We start from the raw sequence: 24,986 nt of genomic DNA, 5'->3' as shown, positions 1-24,986 counted from the left end.
CCGTGCAGAGAACAGCGGCGAGGTCCGGTTCCTTCCCGCCACCAGGCGGCCCGAACGGTGCACCCGCGGCTCAGCGCCTGAAGCGTCGGACCAGGAGGAGGCCGCCCACCGTGCTCAGGACGGCGAGGGCGGCCGCCGCGTAGGTGCGGGCGCTCGTGCCGCTGTCGGCGAGGTCGCCGTCGGGGCCCGGGTAGCCGGGTGAGGCGCTGGGGGTGCTCGGCGCACTCGGGCTCGTGGTCGAGGGCTCCGGTTCCGGCTCGGTCGGCGTCGGGGTGGGGGTCGGCTCCGTGGGGGTCGGGGTCGGGGTCGGCTCCGTGGGCGAGGGGGTGGGGGTCGGCTCGGCGCCGCAGCTCAGGTCCGCCGCGAACGGGGAGGAGTGGATCTCGCCCGCGTTCACCGGGGCCGCCCGTAGCTCCCGCTGGACTCCCCTGCGCGGGGACTTCGCCCGGGTGTTGGCGTCCAGCGGGCCCGCCGTCAGGGAACGGACGATGACGTCGCCCTCGATGTCGGCGGGGTCGAGGTCCGTCAGGTGGGCGCGGGGTGCGTAGATCGTTCCCTCGATCGAGTCGCCGGTGGCGATCGTGATCGCCGTCGCGTCGGCGAAATTCCACAGGATGTACGGCGCGTCCACCCCGCTCACCCCGGCGAGGTGGGGGACGTGCCAGGTGAACACGGAGCCCGTGGCCGTCGTGTCGACGTCGATGACGAGCGGGCCGGCCGCTGTGGGGCGGTTGAGGAACGTCAGCTCGGAGAGGCCGTTCAGTTCGGCGCCCGTCAGGTGGAGGACGTTGGTGCGGGCGGTGTCGAGGGTGATGCGGCCGGGGTCGACGATCTCGACCGTGTTCGCGCACGTCGCGAGCGCGTCGGCGCGGTTCCGGTACGTCGCGAAGAGCGACGTGAAGTCCATCAGGCCCGGCGCGGGTGCCACGGAGGACGCGGGCTGTTCGTTGGTGAGCTCGATGCGGGGCGTCGCGTCGTGGCCCGCGCCGGTTGCCGTGACCCGTGTCTTGACCGTGGCCCCGTTGCGGTCCTTCGTCACGACCTCGCTTCCGGTCGCGTCGCCGATCTTCACGTATCCGTCCGCGAGGACCTTGAGCACGCCTGCCGGGCTGCTGTCCGCGTAGTCGATCCGGCCTCCGACGAGGAGCGCGGTGGGGCGGGCGTCGCCGGGGACGGTGAACGTCCCTGCGGTGTGGAGGGAGACGTCGTACCCGGCGCCGTAGGCCAGGTCGCCGCCGACGGCGACGGGGCCCTCGGACTCCGTACTGCCGAGGAGGGCGTTCTTCTCGGTGACGACGCCGAAGCCGTTGTTCCCGGCGACGGGGTTGCCCACAGCCACGGCCACGGCCGCCGCCCGGGGCTCCACCGCCCCCGCCGGGAGGGCGAGCGAGGCCACGGCACAGGCGGCGGCGCAGGCGGTGAGCCCGAGGGACTTCGTCGGCTGGGACGGCTTCGTCATAGGGAGACGGTCCTGCCGCCCCTCCCCCGCGTACGCGCTGACACGCCCGGCTCCCCGCTCCGGAACACCTGGACGGCTGTAGCATCCGGCGGATGAGCCTGAGCCTCGGCGCCGGGGTGGGTGTCGTCGGCGTGTTGACGCTGGGGCAGGAGCCGAGGCACTGGGTCGCCGCCGCGATCATGTGGGCGGTCGGGATCGCGGCGCCTCTCGTGCACCACTTCTGGGGCCGTCACCACACCGTGTGACGTTCGGCCCGGGCCGAACGGGCGACGACTCCCCCTGCCGCTCCTCGACCACGAAGACGCTACGTGAGTCACGCCGCGCGCTCTGTCGACTGGGCGGCGCAGTCGGGGCACTGGCCCGGTTGCGGGGCGCGGAAGGCCGTTTCGTCGCAGGTCACGCAGAACTGGATCGGATGCGGGGCCGCCGCGCGGGGCCGTGCGGGTACGGGTGGCGGCAGGAGCGTGGTCAGGCGGTGGGCGAGCAGGCCCGCCGGCCGCTGGAGGGGCGCCGGGAGGGTGGCCGTCAACGTACGGATGACCGCCTCCGGGGTGGCTCCCCGGGCGAACCAGGTGTCCACGGCGGGGGCCAGCCTCTCGATGTCCCGTACCGACAGCAGCAGTCGGGGGTCCGTGGCGCGCAGCCCGGCGAGCAGTTCGGCGGCCGGGCCGTGCGGGAGCCGCGCGGGGCATTCGCGTACGGGGGCGGGGGCCTGGGCCGGGGCGGGCGCGGGGGCCATCTCCGCCTCGGGCTTCGGGAGGCCGTCCGGATCAGGGTCCGGATGAGGGTCCGGGTCCGGATCAGGGTCCGGGTCCGGATCAGGGTCCGGATCAGGGTCCAAGCCCCTTGACGCCCCCGGGTGGTTGTACGAATACGTCTCCGTCGTGATCCGGCCGCCGGGTCGCCGTACGCGGATCCGCTTCAGGTAGCCGGCCGCCTCCAGGTCGCGGAGGGCCCCGGCGATGCGGATCTCGCCCTCCGGGAGGCGCCTGGCCAGCGCCTTCACGCCGATGGGAGTTCCGGCGGGCAGCGACTGGATGTGTACGGCCAGGCCGATCGCGGTCAGCGAGAGGCCCACGTGCTGGGCGAGGTGGTTGCCGACGACCACGTAGCCGGTCGCGTGCGGCACGTTGACGTGGATGACGCCCCCGCGAGATGCGGGCGCGCTAGGGTGCTGGGTATCCATCGGGAAGCGATCTCTTCCTCGTTGGTCAGGCCCTCGATCGGGATTGCGAGTCCCGGCCGGGGGCCGAACTGTTTTCAGTTGGGGTCGCCGCGAGCATATGCCAGGCAACCACCCTGAAATCCAGCTCAGTTGGCAGAGTTCGCTCGTGTGGGTGACGGCCCCCTCAGGGTGACCGCCGGGGGATGGGAAGGGTGGGGTTGGTACTTTCCCAGGTACTTATGGGATGTCGTGAGCGGCCGAGTCGCGACCCCTCACGCCCCGGTCGGCGCGGCACTTCCCCGACGACCCCACAGGGCCGGATCGCGGAATCCCGCGCCCCGGCCCTTTCGCGTACCCGTCGACCCGCCCGCTACCGCGTGTACGGCGTGGTCATGATCTCCATGTTGTGGCCGTCCGGGTCGTCGAAGTACGCGCCCCGGCCGCCGAAGTGGTCGTTCACCTTGCCCGGTTGGGTGTGTCCGGGGTCGGCGTAGTACGTCACGCCGGCCGCCTCCAGGCGGTCGATCATCGTGTCGAAGCGCTCCTCGGGGACGAGGAAGGCGTAGTGCTGCGGCTGGATCGGCTTGCCCCTCCACTCGTAGTAGTCGAGGGTCACGCCGTTGGAGAGGTCGACGGGGAGGAACGGGCCGAAGGGGGCGCCCACCTCCAGACCGAGGATGTCCGCGAGGAAACGGGCGGAGAGGGAGCGGTCGGAGGCGTAGACGACGGTGTGGTTCAGCTGGATCGCATCAGAAGGATGTTCCATCCGACCGACGGTAGGCCAGGCCCGCGAACGGACCAAGGGAAGAGGCCCGGGGACACGCGCTTTCCGGCCACGCTCGACGCGAGAAGGGCCGGGACCCCGTGGGGTTCCGGCCCCTCACATACTCGTCGACTGTCCGTCAGGAGCCGGGGCCCAGCTGCCGCTGGCGGTCCAGTGCCCTTCGCAAGTCGACCGGAAGCGGGTGATAGGGGCCGTACGCGCGCTCCGCGTCGAACAGCAGTCGCTGGAGCTCCGCCTGGCCGGCCGCGTGCTCGCCTGTCGCCAGGTGGAGCAGACCCAGGCGGTGCCGGATGTCGAAGGCCCGCGCCGGGTCGGCGCTCTGCTCGAAGAACGGGAGGACCGCGCGGAGCTCCGCGAGCGCGGCGGCCGTCTCGCCCACCTGCTCCAGGCACACCGCCGCGTCGTACCGGAACTGGAGCGTCTGCGGGTCCGCCGGGCCCGCCTCCGCCGCGCGGTCCTCCGCGAGGCGGCGCAGCTCCGGCAGCGCGCGGCGGTACTGGCCGTCGTCCATCAGCGTCGACGCGTACTGCTTGCGCAGGATGCGGACGACCGGCGAACGCTCGCCGTGCTCGGCCGTGGCGGCGGGCAGGATGCCGCCGAGGATGTCCACGGCCTGCGTCAGCGAGCCCTCCCCGAGCAGCCGCTTGACCTCGTCGACGGCCGCGGCGACGTCCGGCTTGGGGGCCGGCGGCGGCGTCCCGTACGTACGGGGGTCGATGGGCGGCGGGGACGGCGGATGTACGGGTACGGGCGGCGGGGCCGTGACCGGCGTCGCGCTCCGGTCCGGCCACGGCGCGTGCGGGCGCAGGAACGGGCGGGTCGGGTCCATCGGGCCCGCCGGGGCGCCGCGCGCGGGCAGCAGCGGGAGGAGGTGCTCGTACACCTCCTGCGCGCCCGACGGCCGGTCGCGCGGGTCCTTCGCGAGGAGCCGCAGCACGAGCGCTTCGAGCACGTCGGGGACCTCGGGGCGCACGTGGCGGATGGGGCGCGGCGGCTCGTACAGGTGCCGGTGCAGCACGCCGAGCGCGGTCGAACCGGAGAACGGCACGTCCCCGCTGAGGAGTTCGTGGAGGACCACACCGAGCGCGTACACGTCGGTGTACGGGCCGACGGCGCCGCCCATGGCCTGCTCGGGCGCCATGTACGCCGGGCTGCCGATGGGCGAACCGGTGTGGGTGAGACGGGTGGTGTCCGTGTCGAGGACGGAGGCGACGCCCAGGTCGAGGACGGTGACCGTGCCGTCCGGGCGGACCATCACGTTCCGCGGCTTGAGGTCGCGGTGCACGATCGGCACCGCGTGGACGGCGGCGAGGACCGCGCACAGCTGCGCGGCGACGCAGACGGCCCACTCCCAGGGGTACGGGTCGTTCTCGGCGAGGTGGTCGGCGAGGTCCGCGCCCTCCACGTACTGCATGACGAGGTACAGGTCCTCGCCGTCGCTGCCGGCGTCGTGCACGGTGACCAGGCCCGGGTGGTCGACCTGCGCCGTGACCCGGCACTCGCGCACGAAACGGCGGCGCAGCTCGTCGGCGGCGGTCGCGGGCCCGGCGATGCCGGCGGGGTGCAGCAGCTTCACCGCGACCCGGCGGTCGAGCCGCCCGTCGTACGCCGTCCAGACCTGGCCCATGCCGCCCTGGCCGATGACGGTGGCGAGCTCGTAACGCCCGCCGATCACACGCCCGTTCACCTGTGGCTTTCGCCTTCCCGTCCGTCCTGTCCGTCCCGTCCGTCCTTGCGCAGCAGATCGCTCAGCTCGTCGAGCTCGGCACGGACCTGCTCGATGCGGGGTGCGGTGGGGGGCTGGTGGGGCTGGACGGGCTGCGCCGGCTGGTGGGGCTGGGCCGGCGCGTGGGGCTGCACCGGCTGGTGGGGCTGGGCCGGGGCCGGCGGGGCGCAGATGTACGGGGCGGGGGCTCCGCTCGGCGTCGTCGTGACGGCGGAGCCGTCCGGCCCGTACACGTACCCGAGCGGTCGGAACGGGGGCGGCACGGCCGGCGCGCGGCGGCGGTCGTAGTGCCGGATCTCCCCGACCAGGTAGTAGGCCACCGACCCGGCGCCCAGGGCCAGGATGGTGCCGACCCCGATGACCGCCTCCAGGTCGGAGGCCTCCTTCTCGCCCGTGACGCCCATGTACACGAAGAGCGCGGTGGCCACGACGAAGGTCAGACCGAAGAACACCCAGTCCCGCACCTTCTGCGTCAGGATCGCGAGACGCAGCATCGGCGCCCAGGCCAGGAAGCCGCAACTGAGCAGCGGGAGCGCGGCGAAGAGGACGCGCAGCGCGATCAGGCCACCGGAGGCGGGGCCGGGCGGCGACGGCGGCGGCGACGGCCGCGGGGCCTGCGGGGGGCCGTACATCGGCTGCTGCTCCTGCTCGAACGGATCGGATCGGGTCGAGGACGAGCGTATACACCGTCACCGACAACGGTTCCGGGTTGTCCAGAACCGTTGTCGAACAGTTCAGGCCGCGACGGTCCGGATCAGGGTGCGACCGTGCCGTCGGCCAGGCCGTCGTACAGGCCCTGGACGAGCTGTTCGCCGAGCCGGGAGGCCTGCCGCAGGGTCTCCTCGAACTCCGCGAGGGTGCGGAACCGCTCGCCGAACCGGCGCTGTTCGGTCAGGGGCAGGCGGGGCAGCTGGAGGCGGCGCACGTCGAGCCGCGTCGCGGTGGAGGCGTAGCTGCTGGCCTGCCGGGTGTTGGCGGTGGCCCGGAGGAATCCGGCCAGGAACCACGGGTCGAGGGCCGCCGGGTCGGGGCGGAGCAGTTGGAGGTTGCGGCCGAGGGCCGCGCCCTCGGCGGGGGCGTCGACGACGCGGACGGCCGCGCCGCCGCCGAGCACCGGGACGACGACGTCGCCGACGACGAGGAGGACCGGTGCCTCGGGCGGGCCGTCGGGGAGCGTCCCGGTGGGCGGCTGGGCGGCGAGGACGTCGTGGTCGGTGAGGACCGCGACGGGGGCGCCGGTGGGGGCCGTGCCCGCGCCGCCCGCGTACAGCGCCAGGGCGCCGGCGCGCGCGAGTTCACCCACGGTGGTCGTGCCGGCCGTGGCCGTGAGCCGGCCCGCCGTGCCGCCGCCCGCCGTGGCCGGGTCGGTCACGGGCGGCGGGGTCAGCTCGCGGGTCCGGTGCAGGGTCTCGGTGAGACGCTCGCGGACGAGGGCCAGTTGGGTCACCCCCTCGGCGGCGGCCGGGGGCGGGAGGTGGCGGGCCGGGGCGAGGTCGACGTCGTCGTCGAGGAGCTCGATGACGGGGACGGCGCGGCTCTCGCCGGGGGTCGCGGCGACGGTCCCGTCCCGGTCGAAGGCCGTCCAGGCGTCCAGTACGGCCGCGTGGACGGCCGGCCAGTCGAGCCGGTCCCTGCCGTCCCTGCCGTCCCTTCCCTGGCCGTCCCGGCCCTGGCCCGTGTGCTCGGACGCCGTGTCGACGAGGAGCAGTTCGGCGGCGGGGCGCTCGCCGGGGACGGGCTTGCGCAGGACCCAGAGGTGGAGCGGGATGCCGTACGGGGGCGCGGCGCCGGCCGGGAGGGCGACGACGGCGCGGAGGGCGCCCCGGCGGAGCAGGTCGGCGCGGATCCGGCGGCCGGAGCGGCGGGAGGCGGCGGCCGGCGGCATGAGGAGGACGGCGGTGCCGCCGGGGCGGAGGCGGGCCAGGGCGTGCTGCACCCAGGCGAGTTCGGACTCCGTGCGCGCCGGGAAGCCGTACTCCCAGCGCGGGTCGTAGGCCAGCTCGTCGTGGCCCCAGTTGCGTTCGTTGAACGGCGGGTGGCAGAGGACTGCGTCGGCGGCGAGCGCCGGGAAGGCGTCGGCGCGGAGGCTGTCGCCGGAGCGGACGCGGATGTCGGCGTCGGTGGAGAGGGCCAGGCGGAGGGCGGTGAGCGCGGCGAGGTCGTGGTCGGCGTCCTGGCCGCAGACCGCGCCGGGCCACTCGACCGCGCTGAGCAGGCCGCCGGTGCCGGAGGCGGGGTCGAGGACGGTGAGCGGCGTGCCGGTGCCGTCGGGGGCGGGGGGCGCCGTGCGGCCGGTCGCGAGGGCGGCCATCAGGGAGGCCGGGCCGGGCGGGGTCAGCGTGTACTGCCGCGGGTTGGCGTCGAGGTGACGGCCGAGCAGGAACTCGAAGGCCGGACGGACCCCTTCCATCTCCGCCGCCAGCTCGGCGACCCCGCGCAGGAGGGGGACGGAGGCGGACAGCGCGGCGCCGGTGGGGGTCAGGACGGGGCGCTCGGGGCCGAGGCGCTCGGTGAGCGTCTCCTCCAGGGCTACGGGGAGCACGCCCGTGAGCCGCTCGTCCGGGAGCGCGGCGAGCGCCGGCCAGGCCGCCGACCGGTCCCGTACGAGAAGGAGGGCGCAGCCCGCGTGGACGAGGGCGGTGACGGCGCCGGCGGGGTGGCCAGCGATCTGCTGCCAGACGCGCTCGCGCAGCGGGACCTCGGCCAGCTTGCCCTGGTCGCGGAGCCACCGCTCGACCTCGGCGAGCGAGAAGGACGGGCTGGTCTCCGTGCCGCCCACGGGCTTGGGGAAGTCGGGGTGGCGGCGGCGCCAGTTGCTGACGGCGGCCCGGCCGACCCCCGCGAGCCGGGCGATCCCGGCGGCGGTCACCTCTGCCGCGCCCGCGTCTGTCGCGCCCGTGTCTCCCGCGCTCTCCTCTGGCACCTGACTCATCTCCCTGACTCGCCCGCGTCCACGTCCACGCCCACGTCCTCGTGTGACATCGATCTTACTGCTGCATGCGCGGGGCACCACTTCACAGCGTGAGCGGACTTCTTTTCCGTGAACCGTGTTGACTCGGTTCACAAGCTCTGCTGAGATTGACCCATCGCTTCAGACAGCTTCTCTGTCCGGGAGGACACACTCATGTCGTACGACACCCAGGTCCCGCCCGCCGCCCCGCAGCAGGCCATGCGCAACGGCCTCGGCACCGCGGCCCTGATCCTCGGCATCATCGGCGCGGTCTCCGGCCTGATCCCGCTGCTCTTCTGGCTGGCCGGCACGCTCGGCCTCATCGCCCTGATCCTGGGCCTCGTCGGCAAGGGCCGCGTGAAGCGCGGCGAGGCGAACAACAAGGGCGTGACGCTCACCGGCGCGGTCCTCGGCCTCGTGTCCCTGATCCTCGCGACGGTCGGCCTGATCATCACGGTCACGGCGGTCAGCGACGCGGTGGAGGAGATCGACAAGACCATCAAGGACGCGGCGCCGCAGGACCCGACGAAGGCCGGGGGTTCGTCGGGCGACGCCGGGACGTCGGACAAGGGGACGGCGGACAAGGGGAAGGGCCTGGCGGACGGCGACAGCTCCGTCTACGACGACAAGCTGAAGATCACGGTCTCGGACCCGAAGGCGTACACGGCGAGCGAGTACGCGGTCGGCCACACCAAGGGCAACAAGGCCTACCAGGTCACCGTCGTCGTCGAGAACGGCGGCACGAAGAAGTTCGACGCGGTCGGCGTCCTGCTGAGCGCGCGGGCCGGTACGGAGGGTGTCGAGGCGGAGCAGATCTTCGACGAGAAGGTCGGCGCGGGCTTCCAGGGCTCCGTCCTGCCCGGCAAGAAGGCCACGCTCACCGTCGCCTTCGACGCCCCGAAGGACGCCAAGACCCTGACCGTCGAGGTCAACCCCGGCTTCGACTACAACCCGTCGCAGTGGGAGCTGAAGCTCGGCTGACCCGGGCGGTCAGCACGCACCACGCACCACGCACCACGCACCACGCACCACGCACCAGGCGCATCACGCACCACCAGGACCGGGGGCCCCACGGGGCCCCTTCTCCCGTTCATGCCCCTCGGAGACACCGCCACGACGCGACGTCGTCGTCACCGACTGGTCATCAGAGGGTGTGGCGGACCCACACGTTGGGCTCGACGTAGACCGCGTACCCGCGCGAGGCCTCGCAGTGGACCGGGACGAGGGCCTTGTCGACCTCGACCGGCCCGTCCGTGTCGAACGGCAGACCCGTCCACTTGCGCCACTGCTCGACGGAGCCGCCGATCGTCATCGACGCCGGGGCCACCGCCTCGACGACGCCGCCCGCGCGGACGTGGACGCGCAGCCACGGGTCGACGGGCAGGCCGTCGGACTCGCGGGTGCGGAAGGCGTACTCGTGGATGGAGGACTCGTGCTCCAGGTGCTTGCCGTTGGGGCGGACCGGGGCGACGAGCTCCGAGAAGCCGAGCCGCTGCACGTTCTCCCGCATGGCGGCGAGCATCCGGTGCGAGACGCCGTTGCCCAGCGCGCTCGTGTCGACCGTGATCTCGATCGCGCTGACGGTGTCCGCCTCACGGCCGGCCCGCAGGTCCGAGAAGGCCCAGAGCAGCACCTCGTCCCAGCCCCGGGGCGGCAGCTCGCGGCGGCCGTCGACGTCCATCCGGAAGGGGACGCTGAAGCCGCGGGCGACGACCTTGCCCTCGTCGTTCGTGGCGACGAGGACGTACTCCGGCAGCTCGCGCACGATCCGGCCGATGTTCGCCCAGCCGACCGGGTCGTACATCATGAACTCGGGCCAGAGGTCGAGCATGTTCCACATCGGCCCTTCCAGCTCGGGACGGGCGGCAAGGGTCGATATGTTCAGGTCCATGCGGGCAGGATAAAGATCGTCTTCGGGAAGCCAAAACGATTTTCCCGACGGGTCGGTCCGCTACGGAAGTTTCTGCTGCGGGCAGCCCTTGAGGACCCGCTTCATCGCGTCCCGTTCGGCGCCGGTCACCCACACCCCGTACTTCTTCTTCACGGCGACCTGCCGGGCCACGTACGTGCAGCGGTACGCCCTGTTCGGCGGGAGCCAGGTCGCGGCGTCGCCGTCGGACTTGCGCCGGTTCGTCGACGAGTCGACGGCGAGGAGGTTGAGGGGGTCGTTGGCGAAGCGGCGGCGGGTGTCCTTGTCCCACGTCCCCGCGCCCTTCTGCCAGGCGTCGGAGAGCGCCACGACGTGGTCGATGTCGACCTTGCTGCGGCCCCGGACGTACTCGACGGTGGTCCCGGTGTACGGGTCGTCGGTGAGGGTGCCGGAAGCGACCTTGCAGCGGCCGTCCGCGAGGCGGACGCCGCTCAGGTCGCGCCGGAGTATGTCGTCGCGGGTGCCGCAGCCGTTGCCGTCGACGTCCGCCCAGGCCCGGCCGAACTTCTCCCGCTCGTAACCGGTCTTCGGGGCCCGGCCCTTGACGGTGAGGGCGTCCACGGCGGCGAGGGCGGACCCGCGCGCGGCGGGCTTGCCGCCCGAGCCGCCGCCGTCGGACGCGGGGGTGTCGGAGCCCGGCGTGCAGGCGGTGGTCACCAGGGCGGCGACGGCGAGCGCGGTCGCGGTCAGGGTCTTTCGATACGTCAGCACCCTGGAATCCTAGGCGCCTCGGAATCCCGGACTTCGACGGATACGGGCCATTTGTCCCCCGCGGCTGGAGGGTAGCGTTCCGTCCTTCCGATACGCATCCTCATTCGAATCCTCAGGGGGGACCGATGCGAAGGTCCGGAGCGCTCCGGGCACTGACGGCCGTACTGGCCCTCATGTGCGCGGGGCTGGTGCTGACAGCACCTCAGGCACAGGCCGACACGGTGGGCCCGTCGACCGCGCCGCCGGTCAGGACGTACACGTACAACATGTGCGGCAGCGGCGGGACCGGCGGCTGTGACGTCAGCGCCGCGGGCAACGAGGCGCGGTACGACACGATCGTCGACGAGACGGCGGCGGGCGTCTGGAACGCCGACTACCTCTTCCTCGTCGAGGTCTGCAGGTACCAGTTCGACGACCTGAACGCCCGCCTCGGCAGCCGGGGATACACGGGCCGGTACGTCGAGACCGTCCCGGCCGGCAACCTCGGGTCGCTGTGCAAGGACCCGGTCGGGTCCACCACCCCGAGCTACGGGATGGCCACGTTCGTCAGGGGCGTCGTCGTCGACGGCGTCGACCTCACCCTGGACACGCGGGCCGCGATCCTGAACACCGTCCCGGGATCGAACGCGGAGGACATCAAGGCCCCCTGCGTCAAGGCCAGGGTGCAGTACCGGCAGACCTGGGCGTGCTCCGTGCACCTGTGGTGGGGACTCCCCACCCTCCCCGCCGACCCCACCACCCAGCAGCAGGCGATGCACGCGGTGATGGCCAGGGAGGCCGACAAGCTGGCCGCGCAGGCCAAGGCCTGGGAGGACGCGGGCATCCCCGTCGTCCTCGGCGGCGACTTCAACTCCTCCCCGTGGGGAGACGTCCTCGACCGCTTCTACGAGGCCGGCGCCGGCGAAGGCGGCCACGGCACGTTCGCCGAGGCCGACGAGACCGACGCCGACCGCTTCGGGATGCGCGGCGCCCTCTGTGCCGCCCCGGTCGCGCGGTGCCGCAGCGGACAGCTGACCAAGCTCGACGCGGCGCACACGGCGCGGAAGCAGAAGCTCGACTACACCTTCTTCAGCTCCCGGTACTTCCGCGGCGAGGTGGGCGACGTGCCTCCCGAGCCGACGACCCCGACCGCCGGCAAGTGGATCTCCGACCACCTGCCGATCCGCGGCGCGGCCTACTGGGAGGACTGCGGCGCCTACGGCGCCACCTCCGGCGCCGTGTTCCGGCGGGACGCGGTCGGCGGGCTGTACCGCTACGCAGGCCGGGCCGACGGCGCCGACGCCGCCCTGGCCATGCCGTGCAAGGTCGGCACGGGCTGGAAGGGGATGAAGCTGGTCGCCCGCCAGGGAACGACCCTCGCCGCCGTCGACGCGGCCGGCGACCTGTGGCACTACCAGGCCTCCCCCGCCGACGGCTCGTACTCCGGCGGCTCCGGCCGTACGGCGGCGGGGACCGGGTTCGGGAACGACAACGTGCTCCTCGCCCCCGGCGACGTCGACGGTGACACCGTCGCCGACCTGATCACCCGCGACACCACGGGCGGGCTCTGGCTCCACAAGGGGACCGGCGCACACGGCTACGCCCCGCGCACGCCGATCGCCGACACCGGCGGCGACGGGAGCACCTGGGCCACCTACCGGTCCGTGGTCGCCGTCGACTTCGACCAGGACCTCACCGGCCCGAAGGCCGCCGACCTCGTCGCCATCGACGACACCGGCCGCCTCTGGCTCCACCGGGGGAACGGCGACGGAACGCTCTCGGCGCGCCAGGCCATCGGCACCAGCTGGAACGTCTACGACGCCCTCGTCGCACCCGGCGACCTGGACGGCGACGGGAAGCCGGACCTCGTCGGCCGCGAGGCCGGGGGTGACCTCTACTCCTACAAGGGCAACGGCACCGGCGGCTACGCCCCGCGCGTGAAGGCCGGTTCGAGCTTCCCCTCGGGAGAGCTGCTCTTCTGAGAGCCGCGCCTCTTCTGAGATCCGGGTCTCTTCTGAGATCCGCGTCCCGTGACGCGGCTCCGGTCTCACACCTTGCCGATGCCCAGCGTGTTCTCGGCGGGGAGCAGGCCGGAGCCGATCGCGGACAGCCAGGGGCCGCCGAGCAGTTCGGCGAGCCGGCTCGTGTCGTCAGGGCCGAGGGCGACCCAGGGGGCGGCGGCGAGTTCGTCCGTACGCAGCTCGACCTGGGCGCGCAGCGCGCGGCCTTCCCCGGTGACGGCCCCGTCCGCGCCCAGGACCCCGCGGGCGGCGAGGCGGGCGCGGGCGGCGGACCACGCGGCGGCGGACCAGCCGCGACTCTCGAAGACGGCCTCGGGGGCGGCGCCGACCGCCGCGAAGGAGGCGAGCGCCTCGACCGGGTCGAGCCCGGCGACGAGGAGCGCGGCGAGATGTCCGTCGCCGCGGTGCTCGCGCAGGATCGTCGCGGCCTGCCAGAGGACGAGGTGCGGGGCCTCGGGCCAGGGCAGGGCGGCGTTGGCGGCGGCGAGGGGGCGGCCCTCGGTCCCGGCCGCCTCGGCGGCGCGGCGGGCGAGGGCGGCGGCCTCGGCGAGCTCGGGGCTCTTGACGGTGTCCTCGCCGAGGACGGAACGGTAGGTGCGGTCGACGGCCCGGAGGCGGGCGGCGAGGACGTCGGCGGGGGCCTGAGCCTCCCGGCTCGCGCCCTCCCGACCGGCGCCCTCCGTGCCGTCGCCCTCCCGGCCGTCGCCTTCCCGACTGGCACCTTCCCGGCCAGCGCCTTCCCGGCCGTCGCCCTCCCGGACGTACCGGGCGACCATCTCGGGGCTGAAGCTGTAGAACGCCGAGGTCACCCGGGCCGGGCCGGGCGCACCGAGCGGGGCGGAGCGCCACGCGAAGTAGGAGGGCCAGCGCTCGGCGGTGTCGTAGCCGAGGGCGGCGGCCTCGTCGAAGGCCTCGGGGGCGTAGTAGAGCAGGGCGTGCAGGGGTTCGAGCAGGTGCCACATCTGACGTACGCGTCCGGATTCCACGGCGTGCTCCCTCGTGATCGACTCTCACTCACCCATCGACTTGTCACTGACAAGATTGCATCCGGTCCGGGGAACTTGTCAATGACTAGATACCGGCTAGGCTGCTGCCATGACGAGCCGGAAGACCTACCACCACGGCGACCTGAGGCAGTCCGTCCTCGCCGCCGCCCTCGACGTGATCGCCGCCGACGGCCCCGGGGCACTGAGCCTGCGCGACCTCGCCCGCCGCGCCGGCGTCTCCCACGCCGCCCCCGCCCACCACTTCAAGGACCGCACCGGACTCCTCACGGCGATCGCCGCCGAGGGGTACGACCTCCTGGCCGCGGCCCTCGCCGGGACACCCGAGCTGCGCGAACGCGGCGTGCGGTACGTGCGCTTCGCGACGGACCACCCCGCCCACTTCCAGATCATGTTCCAGCCGGACCTGCTCCGCACCGACGACCCGGAGCTCCTCGCCGCCAAGGAGCGCGCCTCCACCGAACTCCGCGCGGGCGTCGCCGGCCTGCCGGACGTCCCCGACGCCCGCGCGGCGGGCATCGCCGCCTGGTCGCTCGCCCACGGGTTCGCGACCCTGCTCCTGACACGGAACGTCGACGCGGCACTGGGCGACCGCGACCCCGAGGAGTACTTCCGCTCCCTGACCGGCCTGCTCTTCACCGGCCAACTCCCCACGGAGGAGCGGAACTAGTCCCCGCCGGCCGGGAATACCCCGCGCCAGCCATTAATTGACGCAAGCATGCACACGACGAACACCCTCCGCCGCGCCGCCATTGCCCTCCTCACCACCGCCGCCCTCGGCATGGCCCCCGCCGCGCTCGCCGACACCGGCCACCACGGCCCCTCCTGGCGCGCCGCCTGGGCCGCGTCCCCGCAGTCGCCGACCGCGCCCTTCACCCCCAACTGGTCGCAGCAGGGCTTCGACAACCACACCGTCCGCCAGGTCGTCCGGGTCACCACCGGCGGCAACCGGGCCCGGATCGAGCTGACGAACCGTTACGGCTCCACACCCCTGCGGATCACGGGCGCGACCGTCGCCCGCACGGCGGAGGGCAGCGCCGTACGCCCCGGCTCCGTACGCCAACTCCGCTTCGACGGGCGGGCGTCCGTGACGATCCCGGCCGGCGGCACGCTCCTCAGCGACACCGCGAACCTCCCCGTCGAGGCCTTCGAATCCCTTACCGTCACGCTCTACCTCGCGGAGAAGACCGGCCCCGCGACCTTCCACCACTTCTCCTCGGCCACCAGCTACCGCGCCGACGGCGACCACCGCGGCGACCTGAGCGGCGCGGCCTTCCAGGAGACCAGCGCGTCCTGGTACTTCCTCTCCGGCGTCGAGGTCACCGGCGGCCGTGACGCCGCCCGCCGCAACGGCGTCGTGACCTTCGGCGACTCCATCACCGACGGCGTCGGCTCCACCCTCGACACCGACGGCCGCTACCCCGACGCGCTGGCGGAACGCCTCGCCGAGTCCGGGCGTCCGCGCGCCGTCGTCAACCACGGGATAGCCGGCAACCAGGTCGTCAACGACACCACCTGGGCGGGCGAGAAGGGCATCAAGCGCTTCCGGCAGGACGTGCTGGCGGAGCCCGGCGTCCGGACCGTGATCGTCCTCGAAGGCATCAACGACATCGGCGGCAGCACGGCGACCTTCCCCGCCGCGCCCACGCCCGACGTCTCCGCCGCACAGCTGATCGCGGGCCACCGCACCCTGATCCGCGAGGCCCACGCGAAGGGGCTCAAGATCATCGGAGCGACCCTCACCCCGATCGAGGGCTCCTCCTACGACACCCCGGCGAACGAGGCCAAGCGGGACGCCGTCAACGACTGGATCCGCACGTCCGGCGCGTACGACGCGGTCGTCGACTTCGACCGCGCGGTCGCGGACCCGACGGACCCGGACCGCATCCTCCCGGCGTACGACTCGGGCGACGGCCTCCACCCGAACGACGCGGGCTACGAGGCGATGGCCCAGGCCGTGGACCTGAACGAGCTGTAGTCCCCGTGGTGCGGCGCCCCGCCCCTACGGCTCGGGGTGCCGCACCAGCCACTCCTGGAACTCCCGGTGCCGGAACTGGTAGGCGACACCGGAGGTGCGCATGAGCCCGGCGGAGACGGACCAGTCGAGGAAGCGGGCGAGCCGGAACGGGAGCCGGGGGCGGTGCGTGACGAGCCCGAAGACGTAGAGGCACCAAGGGCCCGCCAGCGCCAGGAACACCAACCCGAAGGCGCCCAGCGGGAAGAGGATCCCGGGAAGGTCCGGTCGCACCCAGGCCCGGCCCGGCACGAGCAGCACCATCAGCGCCGTGGCAGCCGCCGTGGCAGCGCCCATGCGCGCCCACGCGGACGGGCCGAGCGCCGCCAACTCGATTTTCTCCATGAGGGAGTTGGAGGCCAGCACACCGAGGAATCCCGAGATCGCGATCGCCATGAGCGGCGCCCCCCCACCTCCCCAGCCCGCCGGAGCGCCCATGAAGACCACGAACAGCGCCGAGGCTCCGCCGGGTATCAGGCTCGACGTCCGGCCCGCACGCAAGGACGCCGCCCACCCCACCCTCCACAGCGGGCTGCCGAACGGGGGCACGGCGAACCTGCGGAAGACCAGCAGTCGCGAGGCACCGTCGACGACATGCATGGCGGCGAGGGCAAGGAACGTGCTCGTCGTCACGACGATCACCAAGCCGATTCCGGCCCCTGCCCATGTCAGAGCGATGGCGGTGCCCGCCGCGACCGCGCACACCAGGCAGACCGCCAGGTGGAGCGCCTTGGCCCGGCCGCGGCGCAGCCGGCCGGCCAACTGCTCCAGCACCAGATCCGAGTCCGCGCCGTGGGCCGTCGTCATCACAGCCGCCAGAACCGCCAGTCGGCGATGGGTCCGATCCGGCGGACAGCGACCCGCCCCGATCGGCGCGTGGGACGTCAAGGCCCCGATGAAGCGCGCGAGGAGGCGGTCCGCCACCTCGCGTTCCCGCACCGCCGTGAGCAGCTCCGCGGGGTCGCCCTCCCTGTCGTACGCGACCGCCGCCAGCGTCAGGCGCCACGGTGTGGACAGGGCTCGCGCCAGGACGGCACCCGGGTGCGCCCGCAGTTCCGCGAGGACCGGCGCCCACTCCGCCGGCCGGCGGGCCGCCCCACGCTGCTCCAGGTACCGGACGGCCTGATCGGCGGTCACCGGGTCGATCTCCAGGCGGGCCGCGTCCAGGATGTGGCCGCCCTCGGCCTCCAGGGAGTCGTACTCGCGGGTGCGGCAGGTCAGGACGAGGGGTCCGGGCTCGATGCCGTCCTGGTAGCGGGCGAGGGCCTCCAGAGCGCGGCCCGCACGGGAGTCGAGCCCGACCTCGCCCTCGCCGTCCATCTCGTCGAGGCCGTCCAGGACGGGAAGCACCATCCGCGCGTCCACGAGCCCCCGCGCGGACGCGGCCCGCAGGCCGAAGTCACGCTGGAGATGGCGCGTCAGCCAGTCGACGAAGGACTCGCTGCCGCCCCAGTCGGCGAGGGAGATCAGCACCGGCACCGGCTCGGCCTCGGTACGCACCCGGCTCAGCTCCATCACGAACTTCCGCGCCAGGATCGTCTTCCCCGCCCCCGGCTCCCCCGTGATCACCATGCGCCGCGGCCGCAGAGCCCGGTAGTCGTCGACCACCTTCTCCAGCCGCCCGGCGGGCGAGGCCGGCAACTCGGCCGCACGCCCGGTCCCGTACGGACGGAAGGCGAACGTGACGTCGATGGCCTTGAGGTCACCACCCAGGGAGCTGGTCCACTGGGGCTCGCCGACCGCCCTGACCGCCCGGGCGAGCCGCGCGACCGCCGCCGCCCCGTCCTCCTCCGGCCGCCGCCACAACGTGGCGAGAATCGCGACGCCGCCGAGCACCGCGCAGACCATCGCGATCAGGTCCGTCCGCTCCGACAGCTCCATCGGGCCGGCCGCGTCCTCGCCGTCCAGGGCCCACAGGACACCCGCCGCCACCAGGGCGAGCACCCCCGCGCCCAGCAGCCACCCTCGTACCATCCAGCCCCCTCGCCCCCGGTCCTGCAGAAGGCCATCCTGCCGGACCGGGGACGTCCACGGGCCTACGAGCCGAGGATCGTCGTGAGGAACTCGCCCGTCCACGCCAGCAGTTCGCGCCCCACCACCGGCTTCCCGCCGATCTTGCCCGACGTCGGGCGCGGCACCAGGATCTGGTGGACCGCCGGCTTGATGACCGTGCGCGGGTACAGGCGCTTCAAACGCAGCTCCTGCGACTCCCTCAACTCCACCGGCGCGAAGCGGATGTTCGGGCCCTGGAGGACGATCTCGCCGACGCCGCACGCGCGCGCCAGCATCCGCAGGCCCGCCACCAGGAGCAGGTTCTCCACCGGCTCCGGGAGCTTGCCGTACCGGTCGGTGAGTTCCTCGCGTACGGCCCTGATGTCCTCCTCCGAGTTCGCGGAGGCGATCGAGCGGTACGCCTGGAGGCGCAGCCGCTCCCCCGGCGCGTAGTCGTGCGGCATGTGGGCGTCGACCGGGAGCTCGATCTTGACCTCCAGCGGCGCCTCCTCCTCCACGCCGCCCTCCATCTGCGCCCGGTAGTCCGCGACCGCCTCGCCGACCATGCGGACGTACAGGTCGAAGCCGACGCCCGCGATGTGGCCGGACTGCTCGCCGCCGAGGAGGTTGCCCGCGCCGCGGATCTCCAGGTCCTTCATCGCCACGTACATGCCCGCGCCCATCTCGGTGTGCTGGGCGATCGTCGCGAGCCGCTCGTGCGCGGTCTCCGTCAGCGGCTTCTCCGGCGGGTACAGGAAGTAGGCGTAGCCGCGCTCGCGGCCACGGCCGACGCGCCCGCGCAGCTGGTGGAGCTGCGAGAGGCCGAAGTTGTCGCCGCGCTCCACGATGAGGGTGTTCGCGTTGGAGATGTCGATACCGGACTCGACGATCGTCGTCGAGACGAGCACGTCGAACTTGTTCTCCCAGAAGTCGACGACGACCTGTTCCAGGGCCGATTCCGACATCTGGCCGTGGGCGGTCGCGATCCGCGCCTCCGGCACGATCTCGCGGAGCCGCGCCGCCGCCCGGTCGATCGAGTCGACGCGGTTGTGGATGTAGAAGACCTGCCCCTCGCGCAGGAGTTCACGGCGGATGGCCGCGCCGATCTGCTTCTCCTCGTACGGGCCGACGAAGGTGAGGACCGGGTGCCGCTCCTCCGGCGGGGTGGTGATCGTCGACATCTCGCGGATGCCGGTCACCGCCATCTCCAGGGTGCGCGGGATCGGGGTGGCCGACATGGTCAGCACGTCGACGTTGGCGCGGAGCTTCTTCAGCTGCTCCTTGTGCTCGACGCCGAAGCGCTGTTCCTCGTCGACGATGACCAGGCCCAGGTCCTTGAACTTCGTGTCGGCGGCGAAGAGGCGGTGGGTGCCGATGACGACGTCGACCGAGCCCTCCCGCATCCCCTCCAGGGTCGCCTTCGCCTCGGTGTCGGTCTGGAAGCGGGACAGCGCCCGCACGTTCACCGGGAACTGCGAGTACCGCTCGCTGAACGTGCCGAAGTGCTGCTGCACGAGCAGCGTCGTCGGGACGAGGACGGCGACCTGCTTGCCGTCCTGGACCGCCTTGAAGGCGGCCCGTACCGCGATCTCCGTCTTGCCGTAGCCGACGTCGCCGCAGATCAGCCGGTCCATGGGGACCGTCTTCTCCATGTCCTCCTTGACCTCGGCGATCGTGGAGAGCTGGTCGGGTGTCTCCGCGTACGGGAAGGCGTCCTCCAGCTCGCGCTGCCACGGGGTGTCCGTGCCGAAGGCGTGCCCGGGGGCCGCCATCCGCGCCGAGTACAGCTTGATCAGGTCGGCGGCGATCTCCTTGACGGCCTTCTTCGCGCGCGCCTTCGTCTTCGTCCAGTCCGCGCCGCCGAGCCGGTGCAGCGTCGGCGCCTCGCCGCCGACGTACTTGGTGACCTGCTCCAGCTGGTCGGTCGGGATGTACAGCCGGTCGCCGGGCTGGCCGCGCTTGGCGGGGGCGTACTCGACGAGGAGGTACTCGCGGGTCGCGCCCTGCACGGTCCGCTGGACCATCTCCACGTACCGGCCGACGCCGTGCTGCTCGTGCACGATGTAGTCGCCGACCTCCAGGGTCAGCGGGTCGATCGTCTTGCGGCGCTTGGCCGGCATCCGCTGGCCGTCCTTGCCGGCCGCCTTCTGGCCGGACAGGTCGGTTTCGGTGAGGACGGCGAGCTTGAGCGCCGGGTCGACGAAGCCGTAGTCGATGGAGCCGGTCGACACGTGCACGACGGACGGGGAGATCTCCGCGAGGTCCGCGTCGAGGCGGGCGGCGATGCCCTCGCCGCCGAGGACCTCGACCGTACGGGTCGCGGGGCCGTGGGCCTCCGTCACGTACACCGTCCGCCAGCCGTCGGCCAGCCACCCCTTGGTGTCGGCGAGCGCCCGGGCGGTGTCGCCGCGGTACGACTCCGGGGCGCGCATGCCGAGGACCAGGGTGTCCCCCGAAAGGACCTCGTCCGCCGCGAACGGCGCCACCGACCACCAGGCGATGCCCAGCTCGCGCGCCCGGTCCCGGACGTCCGCGAGCCCCCACAGGGAGGCCGCGCCGACGTCGATCGGGGCCTCGCCGCCGCCGGCGGTCGCCGCCCACGACGCCTGGAGGAACTCCTGCGACGTCGCCACCAGGTCCGAGGCCCGGGTCCTGACCCGCTCCGGGTCGCAGACCACGGCCATGGCGCCCTTCGGCAGCACGTCGAGCAGCAGCTCCATGTCGTCGACGAGGACGGGGGCGAGGGACTCCATGCCCTCGACGGCGATGCCCTCCGCGATCTTGTTGAGGAGCTCGCCCAGCTCGGGGTGGGCCTCGGCGAGCGCCCTGGCCCGTTCCCGTACGGAGTCGGTGAGGAGCAGCTCGCGGCAGGGCGGCGCCCACAGACCGTGCTCGGCGACTTCGAGGGAGCGCTGGTCCGCCACCTTGAAGTAGCGGATCTCCTCGACGTCGTCGCCCCAGAACTCGATGCGGAGCGGGTGCTCCTCGGTGGGCGGGAAGACGTCCAGGATGCCGCCGCGCACGGCGAACTCGCCGCGCTTCTCGACGAGCTCGACCCGGGAGTACGCGGCGGCGGCCAGGCCCTCGACGATCTCGTTCAGGTCCGCGCTCTGGCCGCTGCGCAGTGCCACCGGCTCCAGGTCGCCGAGGCCCTTGACCTGCGGCTGGAGCACGGAGCGGATCGGCGCGACGACGACGCTGACGGGGCCGGCTGCCGGGTCGTCGTCGCGCGGGTGCGCGAGGCGGCGCAGCACGGCGAGGCGGCGGCCGACGGTGTCGGAGCGGGGCGAGAGCCGCTCGTGCGGCAGGGTCTCCCAGGAGGGGTACTCGGCGACCGTGTCCGGGTCGAGGAGCGAGCGGAGCGCGGCGGCCAGGTCCTCGGCCTCCCGCCCGGTCGCCGTGACGGCCAGGACCGGGCGCCCCGAGTCGCGGGCGAGCGCGGCGACGGCGAACGGCCGCGCGGCGGCGGGCCCGACCAGGTCGACGTGCGGGCGGTTCCCGTCGGCGGCGGCCTTCACCGCCTCGGCGAGGGCCGCGTCCTTGACGACTACATCAAGCAGGCCGTGCAGGCTCATGGAGCTTTCCATCCCGGGTTCGGAGTACGGGGCGCGGTGGCGCGGGGGCGGACAACGCGAACAGCCCGACACGTCGAACGGGCCGGGGTGTCCAGCGTACGACGGGGTGACGACAGTCGCTTCCGAAACACCGGGCGGCAACGCGGGGCGGCCCCGGCGGACACCCCTTTCGGGGGTCCGCCGGGGCCGCTCAGGTGCACGTACCGCTACTCGCTCGCGATCGCGTTCAGGACGTTCATCCGGCCGGCCCGGAAGGCCGGGACGAGGGCCGCGAAGAGGCCCACGAAGGCCGAGCCGACGAACACCGTGAGGATGGTCGGCCAGGGGATCTCCAGGACGCCGAGACCCTCCAGGGCGAGCAGCTTCTGGGCGGCCGTGCCCCAGCCCATGCCCAGGCCGAGGCCCAGGAGGGCGCCGAAGAGGGCGATGACCACGGACTCCAGGCGGATCATGCGGCGCAGCTGGCGGCGGGAGAGGCCGATGGCCCGCATGAGGCCGATCTCGCGGGTCCGCTCGACGACCGAGAGGGCCAGGGTGTTCACGACACCGAGGATCGCCACGATGATCGCGAGGGCGAGGAGCCCGTACACGATGTTGAGGAGCTGGCCGACCTGGCTCTTGAGGTCCTCCTTGTAGTCGGCCTGGTTGCTGGCCTTGTACTGCGGGTAGGGCGCGAGGGCCTCCTTGACCGCCTCGTACGCCTGGGTCTCCTGGCCGTCCTTCGCGCTGGCGAGGAGGAGCAGGCTGTGCGGCGTCCTGTCGGCCGGGAGGTAGCGGGCGGCGGTGGTGACGTTGGTGTACATCGCGCCGTTGTCGACGGTTCCGGTGTCCACGGTGATCGCCGCGACCTTGAGCTTCGCCGTCTCGCCGCCCTTGAAGGCGACGGTCAGGACGTCGCCGACCTTCACACCGTGCTCGGTGGCGTAGTCGCTGCCGACGGACATCGCGTCCGTGCCGTAGGCGTCGGCGAGCGTGCCGGAGCTGATCTCCCGGCGGAGGTCCTGCACGTACGTCGGGTCGGTGGCGGCCAGGCCGGCCGTCTCCGTCCGGCCGCGCGGGTCGGTGACCTTGGCGTCGACCCACTTGTACTCGGTGACGTGGTCGAGGCCCGGGACCTTCTCCAGGGCGGCCTGCGCCTGCGGCACGATCGGCTGGCCGGTGCCGGACTGGACGATGAAGTCGGCGCCGACGGAACGGTCCAGCTCGTCGGTGGCCGAGGCGACCATCGAGGAGCCGACCACCGAGAGGCAGGCGACGAGCGCGAGGCCGATCATCAGGGCGGCGCCGGTGGCGCCGGTGCGGCGCGGGTTCCGCAGGGCGTTGCGCTCGGCCATGCGGCCGACCGGGCCGAAGACCCGCAGGACGACGACGCCGAGGGCGCGGACCACCCCGCCCGCGAGGAGCGGGCCGATGACGATGAAGCCGAGGAGGGAGAGGACGACGCCGAGGCCGAGCCAGAGGGAGCCGGGACCGGCTTCGTCGGCGCGGGTCGCGGCCCACAGGGCGGCGGCACCGGCGGCGGTCAGGGCGAGGCCGAGGGCGCCCCGGACCCGTCCGGCCCTGCCGTCGGCCGGGGTGCCGGCGTCGCGGAGGGCGGCCATCGGGGAGACCTTGCCCGCCCGGCGGGCCGGGACGTAGGCGGCGAGGACGGTGACGACGATGCCGAGGGCGAGGCCGACGGCGGGCGTCGTCCACGCCACGGTGAGGTCGCGGGTGGAGAGCTCCATGCCCATGGAGGACATGAGCTCCATGAGGCCGACGGCGAGCCCGACGCCCGCCGCGACGCCGGCGACCGAGCCGACGATGCCGAGGAGCAGCGCCTCGACGAGGACGGAGCGGTTGACCTGCTTGCGGCTCGATCCGATGGCCCGCATGAGGCCGATCTCGCGGGTGCGCTGGGCGACCAGCATGGAGAAGGTGTTGACGATGAGGAAGATGCCGACGAGGAAGGCGATCCCGGCGAAGCCGAGCATCGCGTACTTCATGACGTCGAGGAATCCGGCGACGTCCTCGCGGCCCGCGTCGGCGGCCTCGGCGGCCGTCTGGAGCTTGTAGTCGTCGCCGATCGACGCGGCGATGTTCCTCTTCAGCGCGTCGTCGCCGACACCGGGCTTCGCGTCGGCCAGGATCTGGGTGAACAGGCCTTCCTTGCCGAGGAGTTCGCGCTGCGAGGTGGCGGTGTCGAAGTAGACGACGGTGGCGCCGGGATTGGTGACCTTGAAGTCGACGATGCCGGAGATCTTCGCGGTGAAGTCGCCGGTGACGGCGATCGTCCGCAGCTCGTCGCCGAGCTTCAGGCCGTGCTTCTCGGCGGTGGCGCCGTCGACGACGACGTCGGTGGGGCCGCGCGGCTCGTGGCCGGAGACGAGCTCCACCGAACGGAGCTCACTGGGACTCCAGTTGGTGGCGATGGTCGGGGCGCCACTGGTGGGCCCGACGTTCTTGTCCTGCGCGTCGACGACGGTGACGCTCATGGAGATGACGTCGCCCTCGACGGCCTGGACGCCCTCCACCTTCCTGACCTGCTCGACGAGCGAGGCGGGGAAGGACTCGGGCCGGCCGGACTGCGGGATCTCGTCGTTCGCCGCCGCGCCCTTCGGGCTGACGGTGACGTCGGAGGCGGTCGACGAGAAGAGCTTGTCGAACGTCGTGTTCATGGTGTCGGTGAACACGAGGGTGCCCGAGACGAAGGCGACGGAGAGGAGCACGGCGACGGCGGAGAGCGCCATCCGCCCCTTGTGCGCGAGGAAGTTGCGCAGGGAGGTCTTCAGGACGGTCATGACGTCCGCCCGCGCGCGTCGAAGTCCTTCATCCGGTCGAGGACGGCGTCGGCGGTGGGCCGCTCCATCTCGTCCACGATCCGCCCGTCGGCGAGGTAGAGGACCCGGTCGGCGTAGGAGGCGGCGACCGGGTCGTGGGTGACCATGACGATCGTCTGCCCCAGCTCGTCGACGGACTGCCGCAGGAAGCCGAGGACTTCGGCGCCCGCCCGGGAGTCCAGGTTTCCGGTCGGCTCGTCGCCGAAGATGATCTCGGGCCGGGCGGCGAGCGCGCGGGCCACGGCGACGCGCTGCTGCTGGCCGCCGGAGAGCTGGTTCGGCCGGTGCTTGAGGCGGTCGGAGAGCCCGACGGTGTCGATGACCCGGCGCAGCCACTCGGCGTCCGGCTTGCGCCCGGCGATGTCCATCGGGAGCGTGATGTTCTCGATGGCGCTCAGGGTCGGCAGCAGGTTGAACGCCTGGAAGATGAAGCCGATCCGGTCCCGGCGCAGCTGCGTGAGCTTCTTGTCCTTGAGCCCGGTGATCTCGGTCTCGTCGAGGAAGATCTCGCCGCTGGTGACGGTGTCGAGCCCGGCGAGGCAGTGCATCAGGGTCGACTTGCCGGAGCCGGAGGGCCCCATGATCGCGGTGAAGGCACCGCGGGCGATGTCCACGTCGACGGAGTCCAGCGCGACGACCCGGGTCTCCCCCGTGCCGTACGCCTTGACGACCTGACGCGCCCGCGCGGCGACGGCCGTAGTACGCCCTCCAGTACCCCCGTGCCTGGGGATGGTCACAGCCGAAGTCACGGTCTTCTCCTAGGAGCAGTGGGTGGGTTTGTAAGTTCAAGTTAAGAACCGAAAACCGCCTTTCTCCTCCTCCGCCGGAACGAACGACCCCTGGCCCGTATGGGGGAG

At 72.9% G+C, this 24,986-nt stretch carries 18 protein-coding genes; 5 read left to right on the top strand and 13 right to left on the bottom strand.

Features of this window, described 5'->3' with window-relative positions; translation table 11 throughout:
• Window positions 1-70 precede the first annotated feature (70 nt).
• Window positions 71-1,459 (bottom strand): collagen-binding domain-containing protein, encoded by a 1,389-nt coding sequence (locus ACFWWU_RS27575; RefSeq protein ID WP_384148833.1) that lies wholly within the window; start codon window positions 1,457-1,459, stop codon window positions 71-73.
• Between the two features lie 92 nt (window positions 1,460-1,551).
• Between ACFWWU_RS27575 and ACFWWU_RS27570 the strand changes: the two genes are divergently transcribed.
• Entirely contained in the window at window positions 1,552-1,704 is a 153-nt protein-coding gene (locus tag ACFWWU_RS27570) for a hypothetical protein (RefSeq protein WP_384148831.1), read from the top strand.
• Between the two features lie 68 nt (window positions 1,705-1,772).
• Here ACFWWU_RS27570 and ACFWWU_RS27565 read toward each other — a convergent pair whose 3' ends face one another.
• The 5 genes from ACFWWU_RS27565 to ACFWWU_RS27545 all read right to left on the bottom strand — a co-directional run bounded on the left by ACFWWU_RS27565 (window position 1,773) and on the right by ACFWWU_RS27545 (window position 8,066).
• Window positions 1,773-2,588, bottom strand: coding sequence for a helix-turn-helix domain-containing protein (locus tag ACFWWU_RS27565; RefSeq protein WP_384148829.1), 816 nt, complete (start codon window positions 2,586-2,588; stop codon window positions 1,773-1,775).
• 406 nt (window positions 2,589-2,994) lie between these two features.
• Window positions 2,995-3,390, bottom strand: a complete 396-nt coding sequence (locus ACFWWU_RS27560; protein ID WP_384148827.1) for a VOC family protein — start codon at window positions 3,388-3,390, stop codon at window positions 2,995-2,997.
• A gap of 136 nt (window positions 3,391-3,526) precedes the next feature.
• Complete coding sequence (locus ACFWWU_RS27555) at window positions 3,527-5,095, bottom strand: protein kinase (RefSeq protein WP_384148825.1); 1,569 nt, start codon at window positions 5,093-5,095, stop codon at window positions 3,527-3,529.
• Window positions 5,092-5,766: a hypothetical protein gene (locus tag ACFWWU_RS27550; RefSeq protein WP_384148823.1), complete on the bottom strand. Its 675-nt coding sequence runs from the start codon at window positions 5,764-5,766 to the stop codon at window positions 5,092-5,094. Before ACFWWU_RS27550 ends, ACFWWU_RS27555 begins: the two co-directional genes overlap by 4 nt.
• A 122-nt stretch (window positions 5,767-5,888) precedes the next feature.
• On the bottom strand, window positions 5,889-8,066 hold the full coding sequence (locus tag ACFWWU_RS27545; RefSeq protein ID WP_384148821.1) for an N-6 DNA methylase: 2,178 nt from the start codon (window positions 8,064-8,066) through the stop codon (window positions 5,889-5,891).
• Window positions 8,067-8,258: 192 nt separating this feature from the next.
• Here ACFWWU_RS27545 and ACFWWU_RS27540 point away from each other — a divergent pair, with 192 nt between their 5' ends.
• Window positions 8,259-9,065, top strand: coding sequence for a DUF4352 domain-containing protein (locus ACFWWU_RS27540; protein WP_384148819.1), 807 nt, complete (start codon window positions 8,259-8,261; stop codon window positions 9,063-9,065).
• A gap of 163 nt (window positions 9,066-9,228) precedes the next feature.
• Here the strand turns inward: ACFWWU_RS27540 and ACFWWU_RS27535 are convergent, their stop codons facing one another.
• Window positions 9,229-9,975 carry an N-acetyltransferase gene (locus ACFWWU_RS27535; RefSeq protein ID WP_384148817.1) on the bottom strand — a complete coding sequence of 249 codons (747 nt, stop codon included), beginning with the start codon at window positions 9,973-9,975 and terminating at the stop codon, window positions 9,229-9,231.
• A 60-nt stretch (window positions 9,976-10,035) separates the two neighbouring features.
• On the bottom strand, window positions 10,036-10,725 hold the full coding sequence (locus ACFWWU_RS27530) for an HNH endonuclease family protein (RefSeq protein WP_384148815.1): 690 nt from the start codon (window positions 10,723-10,725) through the stop codon (window positions 10,036-10,038).
• 125 nt (window positions 10,726-10,850) lie between these two features.
• Between ACFWWU_RS27530 and ACFWWU_RS27525 the strand changes: the two genes are divergently transcribed.
• Window positions 10,851-12,686, top strand: a complete 1,836-nt coding sequence (locus ACFWWU_RS27525) for an endonuclease/exonuclease/phosphatase family protein (protein ID WP_384148813.1) — start codon at window positions 10,851-10,853, stop codon at window positions 12,684-12,686.
• A gap of 65 nt (window positions 12,687-12,751) precedes the next feature.
• Here the strand turns inward: ACFWWU_RS27525 and ACFWWU_RS27520 are convergent, their stop codons facing one another.
• Complete coding sequence (locus tag ACFWWU_RS27520) at window positions 12,752-13,687, bottom strand: hypothetical protein (RefSeq protein ID WP_384148958.1); 936 nt, start codon at window positions 13,685-13,687, stop codon at window positions 12,752-12,754.
• Window positions 13,688-13,820: 133 nt separating this feature from the next.
• On the opposite strand from ACFWWU_RS27520, the gene ACFWWU_RS27515 reads away from it, so the two are divergent.
• Complete coding sequence (locus tag ACFWWU_RS27515; protein ID WP_384148811.1) at window positions 13,821-14,399, top strand: TetR/AcrR family transcriptional regulator; 579 nt, start codon at window positions 13,821-13,823, stop codon at window positions 14,397-14,399.
• Window positions 14,400-14,447: 48 nt separating this feature from the next.
• A complete protein-coding gene (locus tag ACFWWU_RS27510) occupies window positions 14,448-15,707 on the top strand; it encodes an SGNH/GDSL hydrolase family protein (protein ID WP_384148809.1) in 1,260 nt (419 codons plus the stop codon).
• 24 nt (window positions 15,708-15,731) lie between these two features.
• Here the strand turns inward: ACFWWU_RS27510 and ACFWWU_RS27505 are convergent, their stop codons facing one another.
• The 4 genes from ACFWWU_RS27505 to ACFWWU_RS27490 form a co-directional block, all read right to left on the bottom strand.
• Window positions 15,732-17,717, bottom strand: coding sequence for an NACHT domain-containing protein (locus tag ACFWWU_RS27505; RefSeq protein WP_384148807.1), 1,986 nt, complete (start codon window positions 17,715-17,717; stop codon window positions 15,732-15,734).
• Window positions 17,718-17,779: 62 nt separating this feature from the next.
• Window positions 17,780-21,310 (bottom strand): transcription-repair coupling factor, encoded by a 3,531-nt coding sequence (gene mfd, locus ACFWWU_RS27500; protein WP_384148805.1) that lies wholly within the window; start codon window positions 21,308-21,310, stop codon window positions 17,780-17,782.
• 206 nt (window positions 21,311-21,516) lie between these two features.
• On the bottom strand, window positions 21,517-24,090 hold the full coding sequence (locus tag ACFWWU_RS27495) for an ABC transporter permease (protein ID WP_384148803.1): 2,574 nt from the start codon (window positions 24,088-24,090) through the stop codon (window positions 21,517-21,519).
• Window positions 24,087-24,878 carry an ABC transporter ATP-binding protein gene (locus ACFWWU_RS27490; RefSeq protein ID WP_384148801.1) on the bottom strand — a complete coding sequence of 264 codons (792 nt, stop codon included), beginning with the start codon at window positions 24,876-24,878 and terminating at the stop codon, window positions 24,087-24,089. The genes ACFWWU_RS27495 and ACFWWU_RS27490 overlap by 4 nt, the downstream gene beginning before the upstream one ends.
• Between the last annotated feature and the right edge of the window lie 108 nt (window positions 24,879-24,986).

This window comes from Streptomyces sp. NPDC058650 (genome assembly GCF_042717315.1).
Taxonomy (GTDB): domain Bacteria; phylum Actinomycetota; class Actinomycetes; order Streptomycetales; family Streptomycetaceae; genus Streptomyces.
Note: the sequence above shows the minus strand (reverse complement) of the source record. Positions and strands in the feature narration are given on the sequence as shown.